At 63.2% G+C, this 24,403-nt stretch carries 20 protein-coding genes and 1 riboswitch; of the genes, 5 read left to right on the top strand and 15 right to left on the bottom strand.

Annotated features, from left to right (window positions below; genetic code table 11):
- The first annotated feature begins 55 nt into the window (after positions 1-55).
- Positions 56-745: a transcriptional regulator gene (locus H7B90_RS12625; RefSeq protein ID WP_185136235.1), complete on the top strand. Its 690-nt coding sequence runs from the start codon at positions 56-58 to the stop codon at positions 743-745.
- 513 nt (positions 746-1,258) lie between these two features.
- On the opposite strand, the gene uvrB is transcribed toward H7B90_RS12625, so the two are convergent.
- On the bottom strand, positions 1,259-3,268 hold the full coding sequence (uvrB, locus tag H7B90_RS12620; protein ID WP_185136234.1) for an excinuclease ABC subunit UvrB: 2,010 nt from the start codon (positions 3,266-3,268) through the stop codon (positions 1,259-1,261).
- Positions 3,269-3,471: 203 nt separating this feature from the next.
- Here uvrB and H7B90_RS12615 point away from each other — a divergent pair, with 203 nt between their 5' ends.
- The 4 genes from H7B90_RS12615 to H7B90_RS12600 all read left to right on the top strand — a co-directional run bounded on the left by H7B90_RS12615 (position 3,472) and on the right by H7B90_RS12600 (position 7,032).
- On the top strand, positions 3,472-4,647 hold the full coding sequence (locus H7B90_RS12615) for an SPFH domain-containing protein (RefSeq protein ID WP_185136233.1): 1,176 nt from the start codon (positions 3,472-3,474) through the stop codon (positions 4,645-4,647).
- Positions 4,648-4,659: 12 nt separating this feature from the next.
- Positions 4,660-5,781 carry a TFIIB-type zinc ribbon-containing protein gene (locus tag H7B90_RS12610; protein WP_185136232.1) on the top strand — a complete coding sequence of 374 codons (1,122 nt, stop codon included), beginning with the start codon at positions 4,660-4,662 and terminating at the stop codon, positions 5,779-5,781.
- A gap of 271 nt (positions 5,782-6,052) precedes the next feature.
- Positions 6,053-6,328 (top strand): autorepressor SdpR family transcription factor, encoded by a 276-nt coding sequence (locus H7B90_RS12605; RefSeq protein ID WP_185136231.1) that lies wholly within the window; start codon positions 6,053-6,055, stop codon positions 6,326-6,328.
- Positions 6,325-7,032 (top strand): SdpI family protein, encoded by a 708-nt coding sequence (locus tag H7B90_RS12600; RefSeq protein WP_185136230.1) that lies wholly within the window; start codon positions 6,325-6,327, stop codon positions 7,030-7,032. The genes H7B90_RS12605 and H7B90_RS12600 overlap by 4 nt, the downstream gene beginning before the upstream one ends.
- 40 nt (positions 7,033-7,072) lie before the next feature.
- Here H7B90_RS12600 and H7B90_RS12595 read toward each other — a convergent pair whose 3' ends face one another.
- The 14 genes from H7B90_RS12595 to argC form a co-directional block, all read right to left on the bottom strand.
- A complete protein-coding gene (locus H7B90_RS12595) occupies positions 7,073-7,393 on the bottom strand; it encodes a DMT family transporter (RefSeq protein ID WP_221482023.1) in 321 nt (106 codons plus the stop codon).
- A complete protein-coding gene (locus H7B90_RS12590) occupies positions 7,393-7,734 on the bottom strand; it encodes a DMT family transporter (RefSeq protein WP_185136229.1) in 342 nt (113 codons plus the stop codon). The genes H7B90_RS12595 and H7B90_RS12590 overlap by 1 nt, the downstream gene beginning before the upstream one ends.
- A gap of 215 nt (positions 7,735-7,949) precedes the next feature.
- Positions 7,950-8,057: riboswitch (guanidine-I (ykkC/yxkD leader) on the bottom strand.
- Positions 8,058-8,096: 39 nt separating this feature from the next.
- Complete coding sequence (locus H7B90_RS12585; RefSeq protein ID WP_185136228.1) at positions 8,097-9,674, bottom strand: PDZ domain-containing protein; 1,578 nt, start codon at positions 9,672-9,674, stop codon at positions 8,097-8,099.
- Between the two features lie 98 nt (positions 9,675-9,772).
- On the bottom strand, positions 9,773-11,266 hold the full coding sequence (locus tag H7B90_RS12580; protein ID WP_185136227.1) for a S41 family peptidase: 1,494 nt from the start codon (positions 11,264-11,266) through the stop codon (positions 9,773-9,775).
- A gap of 190 nt (positions 11,267-11,456) precedes the next feature.
- The gene (locus H7B90_RS12575) at positions 11,457-12,635 is read right to left on the bottom strand and encodes a murein hydrolase activator EnvC family protein (protein ID WP_185136226.1); all 1,179 of its coding nucleotides are present in this window, start codon (positions 12,633-12,635) and stop codon (positions 11,457-11,459) included.
- Between the two features lie 21 nt (positions 12,636-12,656).
- On the bottom strand, positions 12,657-13,574 hold the full coding sequence (gene ftsX / locus H7B90_RS12570; protein WP_185136225.1) for a permease-like cell division protein FtsX: 918 nt from the start codon (positions 13,572-13,574) through the stop codon (positions 12,657-12,659).
- Positions 13,564-14,250, bottom strand: coding sequence for a cell division ATP-binding protein FtsE (ftsE, locus tag H7B90_RS12565; protein ID WP_185136224.1), 687 nt, complete (start codon positions 14,248-14,250; stop codon positions 13,564-13,566). The genes ftsX and ftsE overlap by 11 nt, the downstream gene beginning before the upstream one ends.
- A gap of 1,025 nt (positions 14,251-15,275) precedes the next feature.
- Positions 15,276-16,691: an argininosuccinate lyase gene (argH, locus tag H7B90_RS12560; RefSeq protein WP_185136223.1), complete on the bottom strand. Its 1,416-nt coding sequence runs from the start codon at positions 16,689-16,691 to the stop codon at positions 15,276-15,278.
- Between the two features lie 299 nt (positions 16,692-16,990).
- The gene (locus H7B90_RS12555) at positions 16,991-18,229 is read right to left on the bottom strand and encodes an argininosuccinate synthase (RefSeq protein WP_185136222.1); all 1,239 of its coding nucleotides are present in this window, start codon (positions 18,227-18,229) and stop codon (positions 16,991-16,993) included.
- A 36-nt stretch (positions 18,230-18,265) separates the two neighbouring features.
- Complete coding sequence (gene argF, locus H7B90_RS12550) at positions 18,266-19,225, bottom strand: ornithine carbamoyltransferase (RefSeq protein WP_185136221.1); 960 nt, start codon at positions 19,223-19,225, stop codon at positions 18,266-18,268.
- A gap of 74 nt (positions 19,226-19,299) precedes the next feature.
- Positions 19,300-20,484 (bottom strand): acetylornithine transaminase, encoded by a 1,185-nt coding sequence (gene argD, locus H7B90_RS12545; protein WP_185136220.1) that lies wholly within the window; start codon positions 20,482-20,484, stop codon positions 19,300-19,302.
- A gap of 553 nt (positions 20,485-21,037) precedes the next feature.
- A complete protein-coding gene (gene argB, locus H7B90_RS12540; protein WP_185136219.1) occupies positions 21,038-21,832 on the bottom strand; it encodes an acetylglutamate kinase in 795 nt (264 codons plus the stop codon).
- A gap of 19 nt (positions 21,833-21,851) precedes the next feature.
- Positions 21,852-23,081 carry a bifunctional glutamate N-acetyltransferase/amino-acid acetyltransferase ArgJ gene (gene argJ / locus H7B90_RS12535; RefSeq protein ID WP_185136218.1) on the bottom strand — a complete coding sequence of 410 codons (1,230 nt, stop codon included), beginning with the start codon at positions 23,079-23,081 and terminating at the stop codon, positions 21,852-21,854.
- A gap of 34 nt (positions 23,082-23,115) precedes the next feature.
- Positions 23,116-24,180 (bottom strand): N-acetyl-gamma-glutamyl-phosphate reductase, encoded by a 1,065-nt coding sequence (gene argC / locus H7B90_RS12530; protein WP_185136217.1) that lies wholly within the window; start codon positions 24,178-24,180, stop codon positions 23,116-23,118.
- Between the last annotated feature and the right edge of the window lie 223 nt (positions 24,181-24,403).

Raw genomic sequence — 24,403 nt, 5'->3', positions numbered from 1 at the left:
TACCTTGTATCGGGCGGCTTTTTTTATTTTCTACTATGGGTTAGAAGGCCTTTGAATGCCTGGATTCGAGGAGAAGTACGAGGAGTGGATGCGGGCCAACGTGTCGAGCGAGACGAATCCCAGAAGGCGCGAACGGCTGGAGAAAGGGTTAAGCCACGGTTCCGTGGAGTTCTTGCGGTCCATCTGGTTCCCGGCTGCCGGCAGTTTCGACCATTTGCACCCCGAATGGGAGGTTCGCGATTTGAACGGAGGTTACCGCTATATTGACCTGGCTTATAGACCCGGAGGGGCGATGGGCGGCATCGAGATTCAAGACTACGGGTCCCACGCGCGCGATCTAGACACGAGGCGGTTCAAGGACTTGTGCTGGAGACACGGGCTGCTGGCGCTGGACGGATGGACGTTGCTGCCCATTGCCTATCCTTCCATCAAGGAGGAGCCCCAGCGATGCAAGCAGCTCGTTCTGGCATTTATCGGGAAGTTCGTCGCGACGGACGTACCTGTTGCGTTGGATTGGCTCGAAGCGGAGACCGTCCATTATGCGCGGAGGCTCCTTCGCCCGTTCTCCCCGTCGGAGTTGGCCGGCCATCTGCGAATAACGGCTAACCATGCCAGGCGGCTCTTGAACCGCTTGGTCGAGATGGGAATCTTGAGCGTCGCGAGCGGGAACCAGCGGCATCGCACATTCGTTCTTCCTTCCGATGATTCCGGAGTGAATGGGAAGAAGCTGTCTACTCGAAGATAATGGGCGACGCCAGCAGCAGGTTCCAGGGCTAACGGACTCAGGAGTCGCTATTTTCCAAAATACGCGTCAAATTTGGAGCTTACGGACTCAGGAAACGCTATTTGCGTATTTCGCCCCCTGTTTGACCGCAAATTAGGCAAATAGCGTCGCTGGAGTCCGTTAGAAAATAAAACACCCCTATTTTTAACAAATAGTGCTTTTACGATCCGTTAGAGATGTAGACGCCGCATAACCGCAGGGCCCACCCGTAAAAGGACACAAAGGCGAACAGCAACGGCAGACGTAATCTGCGAACGCGAGAGGTCGATAGCAACAGTAGGCGTGATCCGAAAATACGAGAGGTCGATAGCAATAGTAGTGTTGATATGCAAACACGAGAGGTCGGGTAGCAACCGTGGGCGTATTCCGAGAATGCGAAAAGGCCATCCCTACTCCCATCGAAGATGAGGTAGAGGTGGCCTAGAGGTTAAGTGGTTACAGGGGCATGAGCGAAGGCCGTGGGGCGCCCCCGCGCTATTCCATGCTCGCCCTCAGCTCGAGAAGCGCGTCGCGAAGCTCGGCGGCGCGTTCGAACTGCAGCGTCTTCGCCGCTTCCTTCATCTCGGCCTCGAGACGCTGGATGAGCGACTGGCGCTCCTTCTTCGACATCTTGTCGACGCTCTCGGCGCCAGTAAGGTACGAGCTCTTCTGCTCCGCCACCTTCGTCGCTTCGATGACGTCGCGCACCTTCTTGCGTATCGTCTGCGGCGTAATGCCGTGCTTCTCGTTGTACGCGAGCTGGATCGCGCGCCGGCGCTCCGTCTCGCCGATCGCCTTCTCCATCGACTCGGTAATCTTGTCGCCGTACATGATGACCCGGCCTTCGGCGTTCCGGGCCGCCCGGCCGATCGTCTGGATCAGCGAGCGCTCCGCGCGCAGGAAGCCTTCCTTGTCGGCGTCGAGAATCGCGACGAGCGACACTTCCGGCAAGTCCAACCCTTCCCGCAGCAGGTTGATGCCGACGAGCACGTCGAACGTGCCGAGCCGCAGGTCGCGCAGAATCGCCATCCGCTCGAGCGTCTTGACGTCGGAGTGCAAGTAGTTGACCTTGATGCCGACTTCCTTCAGATAGTCGGTCAGGTCCTCCGCCATTTTCTTGGTCAGCGTCGTTACGAGCACGCGCTCGTCCTTCGCGATCCGGTCGCGGATCTCGCCGAGCAGATCGTCGATCTGCCCCTTCGTCGGGCGCACCTCGATGATCGGATCGACGAGTCCCGTCGGCCGGATGATCTGTTGCACCATCGTCGGGCAATGCTCGAGCTCGTACGGCCCCGGCGTCGCCGAGACGTAGATGAGCTGCTTCGCCTTCTGCTCGAACTCCTCGAACTTCAGCGGCCGGTTATCCTTCGCCGACGGCAGGCGGAAGCCGTGCTCGACGAGCACCGTCTTGCGCGCCTGGTCCCCGTTGTACATCGCCCGGATCTGCGGCAGCGTCACGTGCGACTCGTCGATGACGACGAGGAAGTCGTCCGGGAAAAAGTCCAAAAGCGTATAAGGAGTCGCCCCCCGCTCGCGGAACGTCAGCGGCCCCGAGTAGTTCTCGATGCCGGAGCAGAAGCCCATCTCCGCCATCATCTCCAGATCGTAGCGCGTCCGCTGCTCCAGCCGTTGCGCTTCCAGCAGCTTGCCGGCTTCGCGCAGCTCGGCCAGCCGCTCCTCCAGCTCCCGCTCGATGTTGACGAGCGCGATCTTCATCTTCTCCTCGGCGGTCACGAAGTGAGACGCCGGGAAGATGGCGACGTGCTCGCGCTCGCCGACGATCTCGCCGGTCAGCGTGTCGATCTCGGTAATCCGCTCGATCTCGTCGCCGAACATCTCGACCCGGATCGCCCGCTCTCCGTTCGACGCCGGGAAAATCTCGATCACGTCGCCCCGAACCCGGAACGTTCCGCGGACGAAGTTCAGGTCGTTGCGCTGGAACTGGATGTCGACCAGCTTATGCAGAATCGCGTTGCGCGACTTCTCCATGCCGACGCGCAGGCTGAGCCGCAGGTCGCGGTATTCCTCCGGCGAACCCAAGCCGTAGATGCACGAGACGCTCGCCACGATAATGACGTCCCGGCGCTCGAACAGCGCGGACGTGGCGGAGTGGCGCAGCTTGTCGATCTCTTCGTTGATGCTCGAATCCTTCTCGATGTACGTGTCCGACGAAGGAATGTACGCCTCCGGCTGGTAGTAATCGTAGTAGCTGACGAAGTATTCGACCGCATGGTTCGGGAAAAACTCCTTGAACTCGCTGCAAAGCTGGGCGGCCAGCGTCTTGTTGTGCGCGATGACCAGCGTCGGCCGGTTCGCCTGGGCGATCGTGTGCGCGATCGTAAACGTCTTCCCCGTGCCCGTCGCTCCGAGAAGCGTCTGATGCCGGACGCCCTTGTTCAACCCCTCGACCAGCTGCCGGATCGCTTCCGGCTGGTCCCCTTGGGGCTGATACTCCGACACGACCTGGAACGGCTTCGTTACGTATTCGCTCGGCCTTTCCGCCATTCGTTCGCACCTCCGTTTTCCGCGATATCTTCATCTATATCCAAACGTCGTTAAAATCAGAATATACGTTCCCGTCTATTATAGCGATTTCCCGCCCACGCGTCAAAAAGAACTCCCGCTCCCTCCGCAACCAAATATAGGCCGAATATTCAATGTCCTGTATAATAAAGAGAATTAATTATGAACGCCGCGGAGGTCGGAGGATGGGACTGTTCTCTTTTATAAAAGGGCAATTTATCGAAGTCATCGAATGGATCGACGACAGCGGAGCGATGGCGTACAGCTTCCCCGCTTACGACAACGCCATCAAGATGGGCGCCAAGCTGATCGTTCGCGAGTCGCAGGCCGCCGTGTTCCTGAACGAAGGCCGGATCGCGGACGTGTTCGGGCCGGGCACCTATACGCTGAGCACGCAGAACATGCCGGTGCTGACCGCGCTCAAGGCGTGGAAGCACGGCTTCAATTCTCCTTTCAAAGCCGACGTCTACTTCGTCAGCACCGCCAACTTCACGGAGCTCAAGTGGGGCACGACCAATCCGATCATCCGCCGCGACGCCGAGTTCGGACTCGTCCGGATGCGCGGCTTCGGCACGTATTCGGTCCGGGTGAAGGATCCGGCGGTTTTTCTCGGGGCGATGTACGGGTCGCAGGGCGAGTTGACGACGGACCACATCACGGGCTTCCTCAAATCGATGATCGTCACCGGCATAAGCGACCTGCTGGGCGAGTCCGGCATCCCGATCGCCGACATCGCCGCTTCGTACGAGGAGCTTAGCGAGGCCGCGATGGATCGGCTTCAGCCGGGATTCGACGCGATCGGGCTCGAGCTGACGCTGCTGCTCATCGAGAACATCTCCCTCCCCGACGAGGTGGAGAAGATGATCGACCGCCGGTCGCAGATGGGCATCGTCGGCAATCTGGATCAGTATATGAAGTTCCAGGCGGCGGAGGCGATGCGGGAAGCGGCGAACAACCCGGATTCCGGAGCGGCCGGCGCGGGCGCGGGCTTCGGAGCCGGCATGGCGATGGCGCAGATGATGGGTCAGGCGATGAACCGTCCGTCGGGGGAAAAGGAGCCGGGCATTCCGGGCGGCGGCGCTCCCGCCACGGGAGGGCAAGGCGCCGTCAGCCGGACGGGTGGCGCAGCCGGCAGCGGCGGCGGCGAAGGCGGCGCGTACGCGGGAGCCGGCGGCGGCTCGGCGTCCGGCGCGGCGGACGGCGCAGTCTCCTGCGCCGGGTGCGGGCACTCGCTCCGGCCGGAGCAGAAGTTCTGCCCCGAATGCGGCAGCCCCCGCCCGCAGAAGCGGTTCTGCACGCAGTGCGGCCAGTCGCTCGCCGCGAACGACAAATTCTGCTCCGAATGCGGCGCCAAGGCATAGGGAGGGATCGCGATGGAAGAAGCGCTTAAGCAAGCCGCTCCCGCCACGTTCCCCTGCTCCGGCTGCGGCGGGGCGATGACCTTCGACTCGGAGAGCCAGGCGCTCAAATGCCCGTACTGCGGCAAGGAAGAAGCGATCGCGGCCTCGGACTTCGAGCCCGTCGAGCACGATCTGGATACGGATTTCGGCGAGGGCGAGGAAGACTCGTCGTTGACCGACTGGGGCGTGAAGCAGCAAACGATCCATTGCGAGAGCTGCGGCGGGGAGACGATCATTCCCGCTCTTCAGACGGCGGCGGCGTGCGTATTCTGCGGCTCCCCGAAGGTGCTGGCGCAAGGGGACCGGGCGAGCATCCGCCCGGAGACGGTCATCCCGTTCCGGGTGTCGGAGAACGAGGCGGTCGAATCTTTTCGGAAGTGGAAAAAGAAGCGATGGTTCGTCCCGAACGAATTCAAACGGGGCAACGTGCGATCCAAGCTGACCGGCATCTACATCCCGTATTGGACGTACGATTCCGAGACGTCGTCCGATTACACGGCCGAGCGCGGCGACTATCATTACCGGACCGTCACGAAGACGAGAACGGTCAACGGGAAGACGGAGACTTACACGGAGCAGGAGCGATACACCGTCTGGCATTGGGTGCATGGCGATTACGACCGGTCGTTCGACGACATCCTGATCCCGGCGTCCGGCCAGTACGATAGCGAGCTGCTGGAGAAGCTCGGCAACTTCGAGCTGTCGGAGCTGACCGGCTACAAGCCGGAGTACTTGAGCGGCTTTATCGCGGAGCGCTACTCCATCGACCGGAGCCAAGGCTGGGAGCGCGCCCAGGAGCGGATCGAAGACACGCTGCGCTCGGAGATCCGAAGCGAGATCGGGGGCGACGAGATTCGCGGGCTGAGCATTCGAACGAGCTACTACGACCGCACTTATAAACACATTCTGCTTCCGGTCTGGAACGCCAACTATTCGTACAAGAACCGCCCCTACCGCTACATGGTCAACGGCCAGACGGGCCTCGTCTCGGGCCATGTGCCGCGCAGCGCGGTGAAAATCACGTTCTTTACGCTGTTCTGCCTCGCTCTGGCGGCGCTGGCCTTCTACTTGTACATCCAGTACGGCAGCGAGTAACCCGCTTCGGGCGCCCCTCTCGGTCCCTACCTTTACTCGCTCGCTCTCGCAGTCCGGTTACCCGTCTTAACAAGACGGGTTTTTCCGTTTGTTCTCGCTCCCGGGCCGGTCAGCCGTCCCAACAAGACGGTTTTTTCCGCTTATTCGTGCTCTCTCTAGTCCCGGCGACCCCCAACCGGGGTCTAACCTGTTGCTTTTTCCCGGTCCATGGGGTACTCTGTATTTAGATGTTTATCTAAATATCAAATTATTGCCCAGGAGGCGCGAGCCGATGAACGACACGTTCAAGGCGCTGTCCGACCCGACGCGCCGCCAGATCATCCAGCTGCTCAAGGAACGGGACCTGTCCGCCGGAGAGATCGCCGACCACTTCACCATCTCCAAGCCGAGCATCTCCCACCACCTGGCCATTCTGAAGAACGCCAAGCTGGTCCGGGACGAGCGGCAGGGGCAGAGCATCATCTATTCCCTCAACGCGACCGTCATTCAGGAAGCGCTCGGCTGGTTCTTGGGCATGATGGGAACGAAAGGAGACGAACAACCATGACCGACCAACGCCAACATTCGAATCCGTCGGAACCGCAGCCGTCGAAGGCAATCATCTGGTCGAAGCGCGACTGGTGGCTGCCCGTCGTCAACGCTATCCTCGTGGCGGCGGCTTATCTCATCTTCGACTCGAAGCTGCCGGACCAGGTGGCTTCGCACTTCGACATCAACGGCAAGGTGAACAACACGATGGCCAAGGGGACGTTCTGGCTTTTCTACGCGGGCCTGACGATCCTTCTGCCCGTCGTCGTCGCCGTGACGCGCTCGTTCGATCCGCGCAGAGCCAACTACGAGAAGTTCCTGCCCTTCATAAGCCTCATGCGCTGGACTCTCGCCTTGTTCCTGCAGGTGCTGTTCATCTCGATCATCCTGCACGAGACCGGCAGCAGCTTCTCCTTCATCCACGTCCTGCAAGGCGCGCTGGGCGTGCTGTGGATGCTCATCGGCAACCGCATGGGCCAGGTGAAAAGCAACTTTTTCATCGGCATCCGCACCCCGTGGGCGCTCAGCAGCGACGCGAACTGGAACCGCACGCACCGGTTCGCGGCCCGGATCTGGTTCGTCGCGGGACTCGTCATGTTCCTGCTCGCCTGGTTCGTGCCCGTCTCCTGGACCGCCCCCGTCGTCATCGTCGGCACCCTCGGAAGCGCGTTCGCCCCGGTCGTCTACTCCTACCTGCTTTATCGGCGCGGAGCGAGCGCGTAATCCCGGCAAGACCCGATTCCCCTTCGCCTTAACCTTCGTCTCAGCCTTCGCCGACGAACTTGAGGCCGACCGCGGAGCCGACGACGAGCGCGAGGAAGAAGATCCGGCGCCACTGGCGCGATTCCCCGTAGACGAGCATGCCTACGAGCGTCGCGCCCACGGTGCCGATCCCGGTCCAGATCGCGTACGCCGTCCCCATCGAGATGTCCCGCATCGCGAGCGACAGCAGCAGGAAGCTGGCCGCGAAGCCGGCGGCGAGCAGCGCGAGGGAGGCGGCGTTGCGCCGGGCGTTCCACAGATTCAGCCCCATGACGCCTACGACCTCGCCGAGGCCTGCCAGAATGAGGATGATCCATTCCATTATCGCTCCGCTCCTTTCTCTTCCGCATGGCCCGTCGTCATTTTCAGGCCGGCGATTCCGATGATCATCAAGATGACGAGAATCACCTTGGGCGCTTCGAACGGAACTCCGAAAAACACCGACTCTCCGATCACCGTCCCGGCCGCGCCGATCCCGGTGAAGACGGCGTAAGCCGTGCCGACCGGAAGCGCCTTGGTCGCGACGATCAGCCCGTAGAAGCTGAAGGCGATCGCGAGCAGCGTGAGCAGCCAGGTCCAGACGTCGTGAGCGTGCTTCAGGCCGGACACCCAGCCGATCTCGGCTAATCCCGCTACTCCCAGCAGAGTCCAATACCGATTCATGAGAACGACCTCCTTCAAAAAAATAGGTTGCCCCGTCGAAGCCATTGGCGTTCAGCGGCAAGACGAAGGCGATTGGCGGAGAGCGTCGACGTAATCGCGCCCCCTTAGAAGCCCCGCCGATCGGCCGGAACCGCCAAGCCGATCGCAAAAAAAGCCCGGAAGCATCCCCGAACGGCCGTTCCGCAACGCATTCGTTGCGAACGATCGATTCGCGATACTCCCGGGCTTTTGTCCCTCCGTGTACGCCGGCTCCTATCGGACGGCGCGTTCCCTCTCGGACCGGACCGCGAACTTCTTCGCGCGGAACCCTAGGGAAGCCTTATTGTCGTTCCATCCTATCAAAACGAATCCCAATCGTCAACTTATTTCCTCGATTTTCTAGGCGGCAGCGCATCGGGATCGCCGCTGGCTCCAGCCGGCGCCGGTAACGGCGACGATGCCGGCGACCACGGCGGCGTCCCACTTCCGGCAGCGCCCGTCGTCGGGCCGCTCGCCGCGAGCCCGTTCGACGCGGGTCCGTTCGACGCAGGTCCGCTTGCAGCAGGCCCGCTCGCCGCCGTTCCGTTCGCCGCCGACACGGCCGCGCCGGCTGCCGCTCCCTCGGGCGCGGCCTCCGCAGCAGACTCGGCGGCCAGCTCCCCGGCCGCTCCCGACGCCTCCGACGCCGCGATGCGCCAGGAGGCTCCCTTGCGCCTCCTCGCCCCGGCCCGCCGCAAGCCCTGCCACACCGAGCCCGCCTTCGGCGTCGCCACCCAATCCGCCTCCTCGTCCGGAGCGAGGATGAGGCCGAGCTGGTAGTGCTCGCCTTCGTAGCGCGCGCGCTGCGCGAACCTGACGTGGCCTTCGCGGTTGACGATCTCGAGGCGGCAGAACGCCGACTGCAGCTGCAGCGCGTCGTGCAGCTGCTCCTTCGTGTTCACGCGAGCCCCGTTCACCTTCGTGATCCGCTCGCCCGCCTGCAGCCCCATCTCGGCGGCCGGCGTGCGCGGCAGGACGGCCAGCACGACGATTCCCCGGCCGTCCTGCGCATAGAGCGGCGGCCGGCCGGATTCCCGGAGGCGGCCCCATACAATCAAGCCTTCGTGCAGCGCGAACGCGCACAAGGCGGCGACGACCGTCAACGGCGGCCAGAACCAGGCGCCGGCCGCCAGACCGGCAATGACGAGGCCGTAGACGACGAGCCCTCCGGCCGTCTCCTTCGCCTTGCGCTCCGGCCACCGCGTCTCCGTCCGGTCGGTGAAGCCGATCAGCACCGGGAAGGCGAGCAGGCTCCAGCCCGCGACCGAACCGTCCAGCCCCGCCAGCGGCGTCCACGGGAGCGAGATCCCGTCCGAGCCGGCGGCCGGAACGAGCCAGAGCAGCGGCACGGGCCACAGCCCGGACAGCGAATAAGCGCCGACCGGCTTGCCCCGCTTCCCTTCCAGGAACAGCGGCACCGCGTACTTGGCCCCCTGCCACTGCACGAGCAGCCCTTCCGCGACGTGCAGCACCCCGGAGAGGAACAGCAGCCCCGGCACGTCGATGCCGAGGAGCGCCTTGGCGATCTCGCCATCGGAAGCGTCCGCGCCCGCCCACGACAGAATCGCCTGCACGACGCCCAGCGCCCCCGCGGCATAAGCCAAGCAGATGTAGCGAAGCTTAAGCAGCGCCAGCACCGGCATGGCGATCCAGACGCAGAGCAGCGTCGCGGAATCGAGCCGGGCCCCGGCGCCCAAGCCGATGAGCGAGACGGCCAGACCCGCCGCCAAGCCGGCGAGCGTCCGGTACGCGGTTACCGGCAAGGAGCCGTGCAGCCGGACGTGGAACAGCTGCCTCTGAAGCGTGTTCGCCTGCTTCGCGTGCCACCAGGCGAACAGGATCGCGATATACAAATAAGGGAGCGTCAGCATGCCGAGAACGGCCTGCCCCGCTTCCCGCAACAGGTCAAGCAGAGGATTCATGAACCGGTCCCCCTTCGTAAGCCTTATACCTATTCGACGGGGAACAAGCGAATTCCTTCCCTTCGGGACGACCCGCCCGCGAAATCAAGGCCGCGGACCTACCATGCGGCCGCAAGGCTCCGCGCCTTTTCCCTGGCGGCTTGCCACTGCGTGTCCAGCTCCGGATCCTCCAGCGCCTGCCAGACCGCCTGCTCCAGCCGGTTCGCCGTCGCCGCGTCCACCGCTCCCGTCTCCGTTAGCTTCTCCCGCCGCTGGAATTTACGCACCGCCTCTTCGGTTCCCGCGCTGTAGTAGCCGTCGCGGCGGTCCGCCGGAAGGCCGACGCCCTCCAGCATCAGCTGCAGGTTGCGCACGTCCTCGCCGGTCTCGTCCGGCATCAGCACATGGTCTCCCGACAGCAGGGACGCCGAGTAGAAGGCGGGCGGGTCGACGACGACGTCCGGCTTCAGTCCTTCGCCTTGAATCCACGTGCCGTCCGGCAGCATCCACTTCATAACGGTCAGCTTCATGAGGCTCCCGTCGCCGAGTTCGTCCTCGTAGCTGACCTGGACCGTGCCTTTGCCGTACGTGCGGGAGCCGATCAGCACCGCGCCGGCCGACTGCTTCAGCGCCCCCGCGAGAATCTCCGAGGAGCTGGCGCTGCCTCCGTTGACGAGCACGACGATCGGGTACTCCTTGCCGCGTCCCGGATCGCCGCCGGCCTTCTTCGTGGTCCGCCGTCCCTTGGCATCCTCTTCGATCACGATCGTCCGGCCGCTCGGGACGAACAGCTCCGCGACCGCTTCGACCGAGCTGACGACGCCGCCCGGGTTGTCCCGCACGTCGATGACGAGCGCCTTCATCCCGGCCTTCTCGAGCTCGCTCAGCTGCCGGGCGACGAGCTGGGGCGTGTCGAACGTGAACTGCGCGATCCGCAGCCGGCCGACGCCGTCCGATCCCACATCTCCGCTGACCGTCTCCGCGGCGATCCGGTCGCGCACCAGCTCCAGCTCGAGCGGACCCGCGGCCCCCTCGCGCTCGACCTTCAGCTTCGCCTTCGTTCCCTTCGGCCCGCGGATCTTGGCGATGGCATCGCCGAGCGACAGCCCGCTCAAGCTCTGCCCGTTGACGGCCAGCAGCGCGTCTCCGGCCTTAAGCCCCGCCCGCTCCGCCGGCGTCCCCTTCATCACCCGCTCCACGACGACCCGTCCGTCCTCGAGATCCAGCTTCGCGCCGATTCCGGTGAACGCGCCCTGAAGCGACTCCGAGAACTTCTCCGCTTCCTTCTCCGAGAAGTAGGACGAGTACGGGTCCTGAAGCGACTCGACCATCCCCTCGATCGCCCCGTCGACCAGCTTGTCCCGATCGACCGGGTTCAGGAATTTGTCGCGGATCAGCCCCAGCGCTTTGTTCAGTTTATTCAATTCGGCCGCCGTCAACCCGTTCTCCGTTCCTTCATCCGGGGGATTCTCCCCCGACGCACCGGACGGCTTCGACGAAGAGAACAGCCCGTTCGGCTTGCCGGCGAGCTCCAGAGCCCCGATCGTGACGACGCACGCGAGCAGCGCCGTCGCCGCGACGATCGCCAATACCGTTCGACCGCGAAATAGCAAGGGGATTCACCCTCTTTTCTCCCGACCATCTTCATTAGGTTATGAACCGGCCGTCTTCAACATGTGAATCATCGGCAGCAACGCCAAAAAAACAGCCGCCATCCCGGCCCCCGCTCCCCTTCCCGGACGGACAGGAGGAGCCGGCGGGCCGCGGTCAGCGGCTGCGGCCGTCAAGCGGCGACTGGCAGGCTTATTTCAAGTACGAATTCGGGTTGACCGGGTTGCCGTCCTTCCGGACTTCGAAGTGCAGGTGGTAGCCGGTCGCCCGGCCGGTCATGCCGACCAGCCCGATTTTCTCGCCGCGCTTGACGGTCTCGCCCTTCTTGACGAGGATACCGCCCGGCATCAGGTGCCCGTATACCGTCCACAGGCCGTTGCCGTGGTTGATGATGATGCAGTTGCCGTAGCTGTCCCACGATTGGGCGACGATAACGACGCCGGACTCGGCCGCGTAGACGGAAGTCCCCTTCGGGGCCGCCATGTCGATGCCCTGGTGGAACGAAGACTTCTGGCCGGTAACCGGGTGCGTCCGGTAGCCGTATCCCGACGAGATGCGGTAGCTCGCCTTGAGAGGCACGCCCAGCTTGCCGCCCTTGTAATAGTTCTTGATCGCGTTCTTCTTCTCCAGCAGCTGCGAATACTTCTTGCCGAAGTCCATCAGAGCCTTCTCGGCTTCTTCGCTGATGTCCTCCGTCTCTTCGATCTGCTGGCTCAGCTTGGCGACGAGCTGTTCCTTCGACCGCTCCTTGATCTCCAGCGTCGCCTTGCGGTCGGCCATCTCGGCGTACAGCGACTTGACGACCTTAAGCTCCTTCTCGACCTGGGCCTTCTTGTCCGCGACGAGCTCCTTATATTCCTCGGACTGGACGAGTACCTGCTTGTCCTGCTTCATAATGGACTGAAGCGCGTCGAACCGGGTGAGGAAGTCGTTGAAGCTCGAAGAGCTGAGCAGCACGTCCAGATAAGAGACGGCCCCGTTCGTATAGATGAGGCGAATGCGGGATTGCAGCTGTTCGTCCCGGTTCTGGCGTTGGTTCTCCGCCTTCTCGAGCTCTTCGGTCGTTCTCAGCAGCCGCTCTTCCGCGGCGTCGATCTTGGCCTGGGTCGCGTCGAGCTGCGCCGAAGCCTGGGAGATCTGCTCCATGAGCTTGTTGATATCTTCCGTAGTCGCTTCCTTCTGCGCAGTCAGTACCTTGTTGTCCTGCTCCGCCCGCTTCTTGCTCTCGGCGGCTTCGTTCATCTGCTTCTGAATCTCTCGGATCTCTCTCTCGATCTTCTGCAACTGGGTCTCGGCATGGCTGTCCACGGGCCTTGCCAACGCGGCGACGGCGATCAGCAAGGCTAAGACGGCGAGCAGCTTGCGTCTCACGGTTGTCCTCCTCCGGCGATTTTACACCTTCAAATATTTGCGAACCGAGACCGTGCTGCCCCAGATTCCGAGCAGCGTTCCGAGGATGAGCAGCGTCCCGGCGATATACCATCCGACATCCTTCACGCTGGCGAATTCGATAAGCATGAGCCCCAGGTCGTAGCTGGCGCTCTGGATCAATCTCGAGTACCCGTACAGCAGGAGCCCGCTCGTGATGGCGGAGCCCGAGATGCCGATCAACACCCCTTCGACGAAAAACGGCCAGCGAATGAAGCTGTTGGTCGCGCCGACCAGCTTCATGATGCCGATCTCCCGGCGGCGCGCCAGAATCGTCATCTTGATCGTCGTCGAGATGAGGAACATCGCCATGACGGCGAGGCCGGCGACGATGACGAGGCCGATGTTGCGCACGGCGTTCGTGATGCGGAACAGCTTCTCCACGGTGCCTTGGCCGTACTTGACGCCGAGAATCGGCTTCGCTTCGTCCGTCGAATTGATCGCTTCGATCTTCTTGGCGACGAACGCGACCTTCTGCGGGTCGAACACTTCCACGTCGAAGCCGTCGGGCAGCGGGTTGTTCTCGTTCTCGTAGCCTTCGAGGGTGCTCTTGGCGCTGTCGTCGAGGTTCTGCTGCAGCCGCCTCAGCCCCTCCTCCTTGGAGACGAAGGTCACCTTCTTGACCTCCGGGATGCGGCCGATCGTCCGGTTGATCTCGTCGATCTTCGCCTGCTCGGTGTCGAGCTGCAGGTATACCCGGATCTCGACCTGGCTCTCGATCTGGCTCGCCAGCTTGTCCACGTTGAGAGCGAGAAGCATGAACACGCCGAGGATGAACAGCGAGACGACGATCGAGCCGATCGAGGCGAAGGACATCCAGCCGTTGCGGAACACGTTCTTCGCGCCTTCGCGCAGGTGCCGGAGGAGGGTGCTAAATTTCATAGCCGTACTCCCCTCTCATCTCGTCCCGCACGATGGTGCCCCGTTCGATCGCGATGACGCGCTTGCGCAAGGTGTTGACGATCTCTTTGTTGTGGGTCGCCATGACGATGGTCGTTCCGCGAAAATGAATCTCTTCGAGAAGCTTCATGATCCCCCACGACGTCTCGGGATCGAGGTTGCCCGTCGGCTCGTCCGCGACGATGACGGCGGGGTTGTTGACGATGGCGCGGGCGATGGCGACCCGCTGCTGCTCGCCGCCCGACAGCTGGGCGGGGAGGCTGCTCGCCTTGTGCTTCAGGCCGACGAGCTCGAGCACCTCCATCGTGCGGCGCTTGATCGTCCGCTTCGGCGCTTCGATGACCTCCATCGCGAAGGCGACGTTCTCGAAGGCGGTTAACTTGGGAAGGAGCCGATAGTCCTGGAACACGACGCCGATGTTGCGGCGGACGTAGGGAATTTTGCGCTGCTTCAGCTTGCCTATGTTGAATCCGTTGACGGATAGTTGCCCTTTGGTGGGGACCTCTTCCCGGTAGATCAGCTTCATGAACGTCGACTTGCCGGCGCCGGACGGGCCGACGATGTAGACGAATTCATTGCGATCGATGACGACGCTTACGCCTTGAAGGGCGGTCGTGCCGTCGGGGTAGGTCTTCCAGATGTCGTGCATTTCAATCACATAATCACTTCCCGTTAGAATTCAGACCTTAGATACTTCGACATGATGCCTGAAAATCCTCTCTTTGTCGATGCCGTCTTCGCGATAAAAGCGCCTTTTGTCGCCTCAAAAGCCCGCGCGGACACGATTCGTGGAAAAAGTAAGAAATTTTTAATCTGGCTCGGCGGGGGCGGATCTCGGCGGAAGATCCGGAATGATGCGTACTTACGCTAGGTAGGAAAATTCGGCCGAGCCGATCGTGCTCGCTTGGCGGGGGCGCCTCGCCGGAGGGTCCGCGCCGGAGGGTCCGCGCTAGAGAGCGCCTCGTCGAGCGGGCAGCGCCGAGAGTGCTGAGCCGACTGTTCCGGTTATGTGCGATCCACGCGCGCACCCGGCGAGACTGCCGGGGGCTGTACGCGGTGCTCCAATGCCGAATTTTTCGGCATTCACGAGCGGGCAGGGTACCGGAGAGCGCTCCAATGCCGAATTTTTCGGCATTCACGAGCGGGCGAGGCACCGGCGGGTGCTCCAATGCCGAATTTTTCGGCATTCACGAGCGGGCGGGGCACCAGCGGGTGCTCCAATGCCGAATTTTTCGGCATTCACGAGCGGGCGGGGTACCGGCGGGCGCTCCAATGCCGATTTTTTCGGCATTCACGAGCGGGCGGGGCACCGGCGGGCGCTCCAATGCCGAATTTTTCGGCATTCACGAGCGGGCGAGGCACCGGCGGGCGCTCCAATGCCGGATTTTCGGCATTCACGAGCGGGCGAGGCACCGGCGGGCGCTCCAATGCCGAATTTTTCGGCATTCACGAGCGGGCGGGGTACCGGCGGGCGCTCCAATGCCGAATTTTTCGGCATTCACGAGCGGGCGGGGTACCGGCGGGTGCTCCAATGCCGAATTTTTCGGCATTCACGAGCGGGCAGGGCACCGGCGGGCGCTCCAATGCTGATTTTTTCGGCACCGGGCAGCCTATCCGACGCGAAAAGAGGCCCGCCCGGGAAAGGGAACCCGGACAGGCCTCTTGGATGCCTTCGCGTCGGTTTTACTTGCTTTTCTCGGCGTACTCCGCCGTCCATGCCTGCGTGCGCGCGAGCTCGGCCTCGGCGCGCTCGATGGCCGCCGCGACTTGCGGCGCCGCGGTGCCGCCGTACACGTTGCGCGCGTTGACGACCTGCTGCGGCTGCAGCACGTCGTAGATGCGCTCGTCGAACAGCTGCGAGAATTGCTTGAACTCGTCCAGCGTCAGATCGAGCAGGAACTTGCCGTTCTCGATGCAGTACAGCACCGTTTTGCCGATGACTTCATGCGCTTGGCGGAACGGAAGTCCCTTGTTCACGAGGAAGTCGGCGATGTCCGTCGCGTTCGAGAAGTCCTGGTCGACGGCGCGGCGCATCTTGTCCTTGCGCACCTTCATCGTCTCGATCATCGGCGCGAACAGCTGCAGCGCTCCTTGCAGCGTGCGAACCGTGTCGAACATGCCTTCCTTGTCTTCCTGCATGTCCTTGTTGTAAGCGAGCGGGAGCGACTTGAGCACCGTCAGCAGGCCGATCAGGTTGCCGTAGACGCGCCCCGTCTTGCCGCGGACGAGCTCCGGCACGTCCGGGTTCTTCTTCTGCGGCATGATGCTCGAGCCGGTGCAGAAGGCGTCGTCCAGCTCGACGAATTGGAACTCCGTGCTGGACCAGAGAATGAGCTCTTCGCTCAGCCGCGACAGATGCGCCATGATCAGAGACGCGCCGGCGAGGAACTCGACGATGAAGTCGCGGTCGCTGACGGCGTCCAGGCTGTTCTCGTACACGCGGCCGAAGTTCAGCAGCTTCGCCGTGTAATGCCGGTCGATCGCGAACGTCGTGCCGGCGAGCGCCCCCGCTCCGAGCGGAAGCGCGTCGATGCGCTTGTAGCTGTCCTGCAGCCGCTCGATGTCGCGGCCGAACATGGACACGTACGCCATCAGGTGATGGGCGAACAGGATCGGCTGCGCGCGCTGCAGGTGCGTGTAGCCCGGCACGATCGTGTCGAGGTTCGCCTTCGCCTGCGAGATGAGCGCTCCCTGCAGCTTCGACAGCAGGTCGACGAACTCGACGACGCGCTTGCGCAGGTACAAGTGCATGTCCGTCGCCACCTGGTCGTTGCGGCTCCGTCCCGTGTGCAGCTTGCCTCCGACCGGCCCGATCTCTTCGATGAGCGCCTTCTCGATGTTCATGTGGATGTCTTCGTCGGAGATGGCGAATTCGAGCTCGCCCCGCTGGATGCGGTTGCGAACCTTCATCAGCCCCTCCTTGATCGTCTCGACGTCCCCCGCCGGGAGGATGCCGCACTTGCCCAGCATCGTCACGTGCGCCAGGCTGCCTTGAATGTCCTCCTCGGCCAGCTCCTTGTCGAACGTGATCGACGCCGTGTATTCCTCTACCAGTTGGTCGGTCTTCTTCGTGAACCGGCCGCCCCACAGCTTGCTCATAACCAGACTCCCTTCGTATCGTCGACTGACGCCCATTTCCGCTCCAAACACACTTGCAGCAAGGCTCCGTAACCGACATCGCCGGCTTCCAGCGCCCATGCCGCGTGACGCCACTCTGTAACCCGACATCGTCGGCCTGCAGCGCTCCTCTTGCCCGGCCCAACCCCGGCGCACCGCGCCAGAACGGCAAAGCGGGAGCGCCGCCGTCGCCTCACGCGCCCGCGATGCTCCCCGCTTGCCGCCGGAACCGCCAAGCCAGCCTAGCAGCAGCTGCCCAGGCGTCCCGGTCCTTCCTATCCTTACACGCCCGAAGCGCCGTTGACGCCGGACGACACCTTCAGCCGCAGCGCGTTCAAGCGGATGAAGCCGGTCGCGTCGCCTTGGTCGTACGCCTGCGTCGGGTCCGCTTCCATCGTCGCGATGTGCGGGTTGTACAGGCTGACCGGGCTCTTCAGGCCGGCGGCCATGACGTTGCCTTTGTACAGCTTCAGGCGAACGGTGCCCGTCACGTTTTTCTGGCTCTCGTTCACGAGGGCCTGGATCGCCAGACGCTCCGGCGCGAACCAGAAGCCGTTGTACACGAGCGACGCGTACTTGGAGATCAGCGAGTCGCGCAGGTGCATGACGTCGCGGTCCATCGTCAGCGATTCCATTTTCCGATGCGCCGTGAACAGGATCGTGCCGCCCGGAGTCTCGTACACGCCGCGGCTCTTCATGCCGACGAAGCGGTTCTCGACCATGTCGACGCGCCCGATGCCGTGCTTCCCGCCCAGCTCGTTCAGCTTCTCCATCACTTCAAGCGGAGACATCTTCTGGCCGTTGACGGCCACGCAGTTGCCCGCTTCGAAGTCGAGCTCCACGTACTCGGCCTGGTCCGGAGCCTTCTCCGGGGAGACGCTCAGCACGTACATGTCCTGCACGTCGTCCGCGCTGGAGTCGAACCACGGATCCTCCAGCATGCCGCTCTCGAAGCTGATGTGCAGCAGGTTGCGGTCCATCGAGTACGGCTTCGCGGCGGAAGCCTGCACGTTGATGCCGTGCTTCTCGGCGTAAGCGATCATCTCGGCGCGGCCCGGGAACGCGTTGCGGAACGCTTCGTCGCGCCAAGGAGCGATCACTTTGATGTCCGGCGCCAGGGCGGCGGCCGTCAGCTCGAAGCGCACTTGGTCGTTGCCCTTGCCGGTAGCGCCGTGAGCGATGGCGGTGGCGCCTTCCGCGCGGGCGATCTCGACCATGCGCTTGGCGATGAGCGGACGCGCGATGGACGTGCCGAGCAGGTATTGGCCTTCATACAGGGCGCCGGCCTGGAACATCGGGAAAATAAAATCCTTCGCGAACTCGGCGCGGAGGTCGTCGATGTACACTTTGGACGCGCCGGTCTTGATCGCCTTCTCTTCGAGGCCGTCCAGCTCTTCCTTCTGGCCGATGTCGGCGGTGAAGGTGATGATCTCGGCGTCGTAAGTCTCTTTGAGCCACGTCAGGATGACGGACGTATCGAGGCCGCCGGAGTAGGCGAGCACGATTTTTTCTTTTGCCATGGGTGGTCGAACGCTCCTTCGGAATTCGGATATAAACTACATGATCGCGGCCATGATCGCCTTCTGCGCGTGCAGACGGTTCTCGGCCTCGTCGAAAATAACGGAGTGCGGGCCGTCGATAACGCCCTCGCTCACTTCCTCCCCGCGGTGCGCGGGCAGGCAGTGCATGAACAGATAGTCGGACTTGGCGCCCTTCGCCAGCTCCTCGTTCACCTGGTAGCTCTTGAAGGCGCGCTCCCGCTCCTTCTGCTCTTCCTCGAAGCCCATGCTCGCCCACACGTCCGTGTAGATGACGTCGGCTCCTTCGACCGCTTCGCGCGGGTCGCGCACGATGTCGATCTTGGCTCCGGTCTCGCCGGCGAACTCGCGGGCCAGCTTCACCTGCTCCGCGTCCGGATCGTACCCTTCCGGGGAAGCGCTGGCGAAGTGCAGGCCCAGCTTGCTCGCCCCGATCATGAGAGAGTGCAGCATATTGTTGCCGTCTCCGATGTAGGCGATTTTCAGACCGTCCAGCTTGCCCTTCTTCTCGAGGATCGTCTGGTAGTCGGCCAGCGCCTGGCACGGGTGCGATTGGTCGGACAGGGCGTTGATGACCGGCACGGTCGCCGAACGCGCCAGCTCGACGACGTTGCGATGGCCGAACGTGCGGATGATGATGCCGTCGAGGTAACGGGACATCGTCATCGCCGTGTCGCGGATCGTCTCGCCGCGGCCCATCTGGATGTCGTTGCGGCTCAGGAACAGCGCGTGGCCTCCCAACTGGTACATGCCGACTTCAAAAGAGACCCGCGTCCGGGTGGACGACTTCTCGAATATCATTCCGAGCGTCTTGCCTTTCAATGGCTGATAGATCTCGCCGTTCTTCTGCTTGCGCTTCAAGTCGATCGCCAGATCGATCAGGTAACGGATCTCTTCCGGCTTGTAGTCGACGAGTCCGAGAAAATCGCGGCCTCTGAGACCGGTAGCGAGCTCCTCCACGTTAGCGGCAGCGTGCAAGGCGATCCCTCCTTCGTAGGTGGTTGTAGATTATCGGTTGTCGGCCGCCGCGGGGGCAGCCGCTTGTCTTCGGATTATTCGGCGGCCGATTTGGCGGCCGCTTGTTCGGTCAGGACGGAGGCGAGGATGCCGACCGCCTCGTTGATCTCCTGCTCGGTCACGAGCAGGTTCGGCAGCAGGCGCAGCACGTTCGGGCCGGCCGTGATGACGAGCAGCCCGCGATGCTGCAGCTCGGTGATCGTATCCGCGACCGGGCCCGCGCATTCGATGCCGACGAGCAGCCCTTGGCCGCGCACCTCGACGACGTTCGGCAGCCCGCCGAGCGCTTCCTTCAGCCGCGAGAGAAGCAGCTCGCCGGACGCGGCGGCGCGCTGGGGCGCCTGCTCGATGAGCATCGTCTCGATCGTCGCGATGATGGCCGCGGTCGCGATCGGCGTCCCGCTGAATGTGGAGCCGTGCGAGCCGGCGGTGAACGCCGGGATGAGCGGAGCCTTCGCCAGCATCGCGCCGACCGGGAAGCCGCTGCCGATCCCTTTCGCGAGGGTGAAAATGTCCGGTTCGATACCGTAGTTCTCGTAGGCGAACATTTTGCCGGTGCGGCCCATGCCGGTCTGGATCTCGTCCAGGATGAGCAGCAGGCCGTGGCGGTCGCACAGCTCGCGGACGGCCTTCACGAACGCCGGGTCGGCGATATGGACGCCGCCCTCCGCCTGAATCAGCTCGAACATGACGGCGGCCGTCTTGTCGGTAATGGCGGCTTCCAGCGCGGCCAGATCGTTCATCGGCACGTGCACGAAGCCTTGAGGCAGCGGCAGGAAGCCTTCTTTGACTTTATCCTGTCCCGTGGCGGTCAGCGTCGCGAGCGTCCGCCCGTGGAACGATTTCGTGAACGTGACGATCTCGTAGCGGCCGTTGCCGAGCACCGTCTGGTGGTAGCGGCGGGCGAGCTTGATCGCCGCCTCGTTCGCCTCGGCGCCGCTGTTGCAGAAGAAGACGGCGTCGGCGCAGCTGTTGTCGGTCAGCAGCTTGGCGGCCTTCTCCTGGTTCGGCGTGTAGAAAAGGTTGGATACGTGCCAAAGTTGGTCGAGCTGGCTCACGAGCGCGTTCTTCACCCGCTCCGGAACGTGCCCCAGACCCGTGACCGCGATGCCGGTCATGAAGTCCAGATACTCCTTGCCTTGATCGTCCCAAAGACGGCTGCCCTTCCCCTTGACCAAAGTGATCGGATAACGCGCAAAGGTAGGAAACAAACTGCTCATGCCGAACTCTCCCTTCGATTATTGTGGGCGATGGCGCCAAGCCGAACGGGCGGATCGTTCTTCCGCTCGCTGTTGCCCGCAGATTCCATTGAACGGTAACCCCCGAAAAGGATGGAATCCGCGGGCAAAGGCGACCACTTCGTTGCTCCGGAACGATTCCGGCCTTTTCGGCTAACGCATCGCCAAACTTCTCTCAGCCCCAAACCGCAAGGTCCCCGTCCCGAACCTAACCTTGCGGTTGGCGCAGCTCTGTAACAGCCATTTTGGCGGTTACAGCTCGCCAATTTCGCTTGCGAGGCTCTGCAACCTCCATTTTGGCGATTACAGAATGCCAGTCTCGCTCATGTGGCGCTGTAACCTCCATTTTGGCGGTTACAGATCACCAGTCTCGCTCCCGCAGCTCTGTAACCTCCATTTTGGCGGTTGCAGCTCGCCGATCTCGCTCGCGGGGCTCTGTAACAGCCATTTTGGCGGTTACGGAGCTGCGGCGAGGAGGGCCAACCCCCGCGCGCGCCGCGCCAATCCGGGCGGTAACGAGCTTAACGCGCTTACCCTAGCCCCGCAAGATGCGCGTGCCGAGCCCGCCTTCGCGGACGGCGCGGCTCAGGACGCGGGGCGCGGCGCCGTCGACGATGAGCACCTCGCGCACGTCGCCGTGCAGGCAGCTCATCGCGGCGCGCACCTTCGGGATCATGCCGCCGTAGATCTCGCCGCTCGCGATCATCTCTTCGATCTCCGCGAACGTCACCTGCGGCAGCACCTTCTTCTCGCCGTCCACCGTGCGCATAATGCCGAGAACGTCCGTCACGACGATCATCGTCTCGACTCCCAGATGCGAAGCGACCGCTCCGGCCGCCGTGTCGGCGTTGATGTTGTACCGCTGCCCCTCGGCGTCGATGCCGATCGGAGCGATGACGGGCAGGTAGCCCAGCCCGATAATGCCTTCGATCAGCTCCGAGTTGACGCCGGTAATGTCGCCGACGAAGCCGATCTCGTCGGCGTTGGCGACCGGGCGCGCCTCGATCAGGCGGCCGTCGGTGCCGGACAGGCCGAGCGCCTTCGCCCCGTTCTGCTGCAGACGCCGCACGATCTCCTTGTTGATCCGGCCGGCGAGCACCATCTCCACCACTTCGAGCGTCGCTTCGTCGGTGGCCCGCAGTCCGTTCACGAACTTGCTCTCGATGCCGAGCTTGCCGAGCGTCTCGTTGATCGCCGGCCCGCCCCCGTGGACGATGACCGGCTGAACGCCGTTCCCCTGCAGCTCCGTCAAATCTTGAAAGAAAGCGTCCGGCAGCGCAGCGAGCGTGCTGCCTCCGCACTTCATCACGAATCGGTTCGTCTTCGCCATATCCGTCTTCCCCCGCCTTCTACGTCCGATAAGCGGCGTTGATCCGCACGTAATCGTAGGTCAGGTCGCAGCCCCAGGCGACCGCCCGGCCGCTGCCGTGGTTCAGGTCGACGTGAATGGCCACCGTGTCGCCCTTCAAATAAGCCAATGCCGCCTCCTCGTCAAAAGCGACGGGCCGCGACTGCTCCAGCACGGAGATGTCGCCGAGCCGGATATCGACGGTGTTCACGTCGATGTCCGAGACGCCCGCGCGCCCGACGGCGGCGATGATCCGCCCCCAGTTGGCGTCGGCGCCGAACGCCGCCGACTTGACGAGGCTCGAGCCGATGATCGTCTTCGCGATCGCCCGCGCGTCTTCGTCGCTGCCCGCGCCGACGACGGTCGTCTCGATCAGCTTCGTCGCGCCTTCGCCGTCGCGGGCGATCGCCTTCGCCAGCACCTCGCACACGTAGCGCAGGCCGTCCGCGAACGCCGCGAAGTCCGCGTGATCGCGGGACAGCGGCTTGTTGCCCGCCAATCCGCTCGCCATCGCGACAAGCATGTCGTTCGTGCTCGTGTCGCCGTCGACGGTGATCATGTTGAACGTGACGTCGGTCGATTCCCGCAGCAGCTCCTGCAGCAGCGGAGCCGGGATCGCCGCGTCCGTCGTCACGAAGCCGAGCATCGTCGCCATGTTCGGGTGAATCATGCCCGAGCCTTTGGCCGCGCCGGCGATGACGACTTCCCGCCCGTCGACCGTCAGCCTGACGCAGGCGGTCTTCTTCACGAGGTCCGTCGTCAGAATCGCCTGGCAGAAATCGTCCGATCCGCGCTCGTCCGCGCTCAGCCTCTCCGGCAGCTTGGCGATGCCGGCGTGGACCCGGTCCATCTTGAGCAGCTCGCCGATGACGCCCGTCGAAGCGACCGCCACCTGGTGCTTCGGAATGCCGAGCGCCTCCGCGATCCCGGACCGCATCGCCCGCGCGTCGTCTTCGCCCTGCCGGCCCGTACACGCGTTGGCATTGCCGCTGTTGACGAGCACCGCGCGCAGCACGCCTTCCTCGGCCAGGCTCTCGCGCGTCACCTGAAGCGGAGCCGCCTGGAACAGGTTCGTCGTGTACACCGCCGCCGCCGCGGCCGGCACCTCGCAGTAGATGACGCCCAGGTCGTGGCGGTCCGTCTTCTTCAAGCCGCAATGAAGGCCGCCGGCCTTGAATCCCTTAGGCGACGTGACGCCGCCGTCCGGAACGATCTCGTATGTCTTCCCCATGACAGTTCGGTTCCTCCGTTAGTATGCGAATGGATTATGGATATACCGGGGTGAAAAGCAAGCCGAGCGTCTCGTCCCAGCCCATCATCAGGTTAAGGTTCTGGATCGCCTGGCCCGCCGCGCCCTTGACCAGATTGTCGATGACGGAGATGATCGTGATCCGTCCGGTCCGGGGGTCGACGTTCATGCCGATATCGCAATAATTGGAGCCGTACACTTCCTTCGTCGCCGGGTAGACGCCCGTCGGACGCACCCGCACGAAGCGGCGGCCTTCGTAGAACTGACGGTATAATTCCGCGAACTCCGCGCTGCTCCGGCTCTTGTCGGTCAGCGTGGCGTACATCGTGCTCATGATCCCCCGCGTCATCGGGACGAGGTGGGTCGTGAAGGTCGTCGTGACCGGACGGCCCGCCGCCCGCTCCAGCACCATCTCGATCTCCGGCGTGTGCTGGTGCTGCCCGACCTTGTAAGCCTTAAGGTTCTCGTTCACCTCGGAGAAGTGGGCGGAGAGGTTCAGGCCGCGGCCCGAGCCGGACACTCCCGTCTTCGAATCGATGATAATGGTGTCCGGATCGATCCAGCCCGCTTGAACGGCCGGATACAGACCGAGAGTCGTCGCCGTCGGAAAACAGCCCGGATTCGACACGAAGTCGGCGCCCGCCACTTCGTCCCCGAACAGCTCGCACATGCCGAACACGGCGCGGTCGAGATAGGCCTGCTCGGGAGCGTCCTTCTTGTACCACTCCCTATACGTCTCCGGCTGCTTCAGCCGGAAGTCGCCGGACAGGTCGATCACCTTCAGCCCGGCGTCGAGGAATTGCGGCGCCAGCTTCGAGCTCACGCCATGCGGCGTCGCGAGGAACACGACGTCCGCCTTGGAGCGGATCAGCTCGGGGTCGACGGCGTCCAGCTCGTCGGTGACGATCTCCGTCAGATGCGGGAAGCCCTCCGAGAACAGCGTGCCCGCCGAAGAAGACGAGACGACCGAGGTCACGGTCGCTTGCGGATGGGCGGCGAGCAGGCGGATGAGCTCGACGCCGCCGTAGCCGGTGGAGCCGACGATCGCCACTCTCGCGTGCGAAGTCGCGGTATGCGTCATAACGATTCTCTCCCTATGAAGGTCAACCTTCTTTATCGATATAGAACGAACGATTGCTGGTCGGAAAAACCAACTTTTATTGTACCGAATCCGGCTGCGGATGTAAAAAAGAAAAGACCGCGGCCGCCGATGTGGAATTCCGTATCATTATACATCCGAATGATTTTTTATACAATGGTTTGACGCAATAAAAAATCCCCGCGGAAGGAGCCGAAGCTCTCTT

Origin of the sequence: Cohnella xylanilytica, assembly GCF_014212175.1 — a bacterium.
GTDB classification, from domain to species: Bacteria; Bacillota; Bacilli; order Paenibacillales; family Paenibacillaceae; genus Cohnella; species Cohnella xylanilytica.
This window is presented reverse-complemented; position numbering and strand designations above follow the sequence as displayed.

Excerpts from the sequence above, each read along its gene's own strand:
- H7B90_RS12555 (WP_185136222.1), bottom strand. The coding sequence starts at position 18,229 with ATGGCAAAAGAAAAAATCGTGCTCGCCTACTCCGGCGGCCTCGATACG.
- H7B90_RS12595 (WP_221482023.1), bottom strand. The coding sequence starts at position 7,393 with ATGGAATGGATCATCCTCATTCTGGCAGGCCTCGGCGAGGTCGTAGGC.
- H7B90_RS12610 (WP_185136232.1), top strand. The coding sequence starts at position 4,660 with ATGGAAGAAGCGCTTAAGCAAGCCGCTCCCGCCACGTTCCCCTGCTCC.
- H7B90_RS12585 (WP_185136228.1), bottom strand. The coding sequence starts at position 9,674 with ATGAATCCTCTGCTTGACCTGTTGCGGGAAGCGGGGCAGGCCGTTCTC.
- H7B90_RS12590 (WP_185136229.1), bottom strand. The coding sequence starts at position 7,734 with ATGAATCGGTATTGGACTCTGCTGGGAGTAGCGGGATTAGCCGAGATC.
- argB (WP_185136219.1), bottom strand. The coding sequence starts at position 21,832 with ATGGCGAAGACGAACCGATTCGTGATGAAGTGCGGAGGCAGCACGCTC.
- H7B90_RS12600 (WP_185136230.1), top strand. The coding sequence starts at position 6,325 with ATGACCGACCAACGCCAACATTCGAATCCGTCGGAACCGCAGCCGTCG.
- H7B90_RS12605 (WP_185136231.1), top strand. The coding sequence starts at position 6,053 with ATGAACGACACGTTCAAGGCGCTGTCCGACCCGACGCGCCGCCAGATC.
- argH (WP_185136223.1), bottom strand. The coding sequence starts at position 16,691 with ATGAGCAAGCTGTGGGGCGGCCGGTTCACGAAGAAGACCGACCAACTG.
- uvrB (WP_185136234.1), bottom strand. The coding sequence starts at position 3,268 with ATGGCGGAAAGGCCGAGCGAATACGTAACGAAGCCGTTCCAGGTCGTG.
- H7B90_RS12625 (WP_185136235.1), top strand. The coding sequence starts at position 56 with ATGCCTGGATTCGAGGAGAAGTACGAGGAGTGGATGCGGGCCAACGTG.
- argC (WP_185136217.1), bottom strand. The coding sequence starts at position 24,180 with ATGACGCATACCGCGACTTCGCACGCGAGAGTGGCGATCGTCGGCTCC.
- argJ (WP_185136218.1), bottom strand. The coding sequence starts at position 23,081 with ATGGGGAAGACATACGAGATCGTTCCGGACGGCGGCGTCACGTCGCCT.
- argD (WP_185136220.1), bottom strand. The coding sequence starts at position 20,484 with ATGAGCAGTTTGTTTCCTACCTTTGCGCGTTATCCGATCACTTTGGTC.
- H7B90_RS12615 (WP_185136233.1), top strand. The coding sequence starts at position 3,472 with ATGGGACTGTTCTCTTTTATAAAAGGGCAATTTATCGAAGTCATCGAA.
- ftsX (WP_185136225.1), bottom strand. The coding sequence starts at position 13,574 with ATGAAATTTAGCACCCTCCTCCGGCACCTGCGCGAAGGCGCGAAGAAC.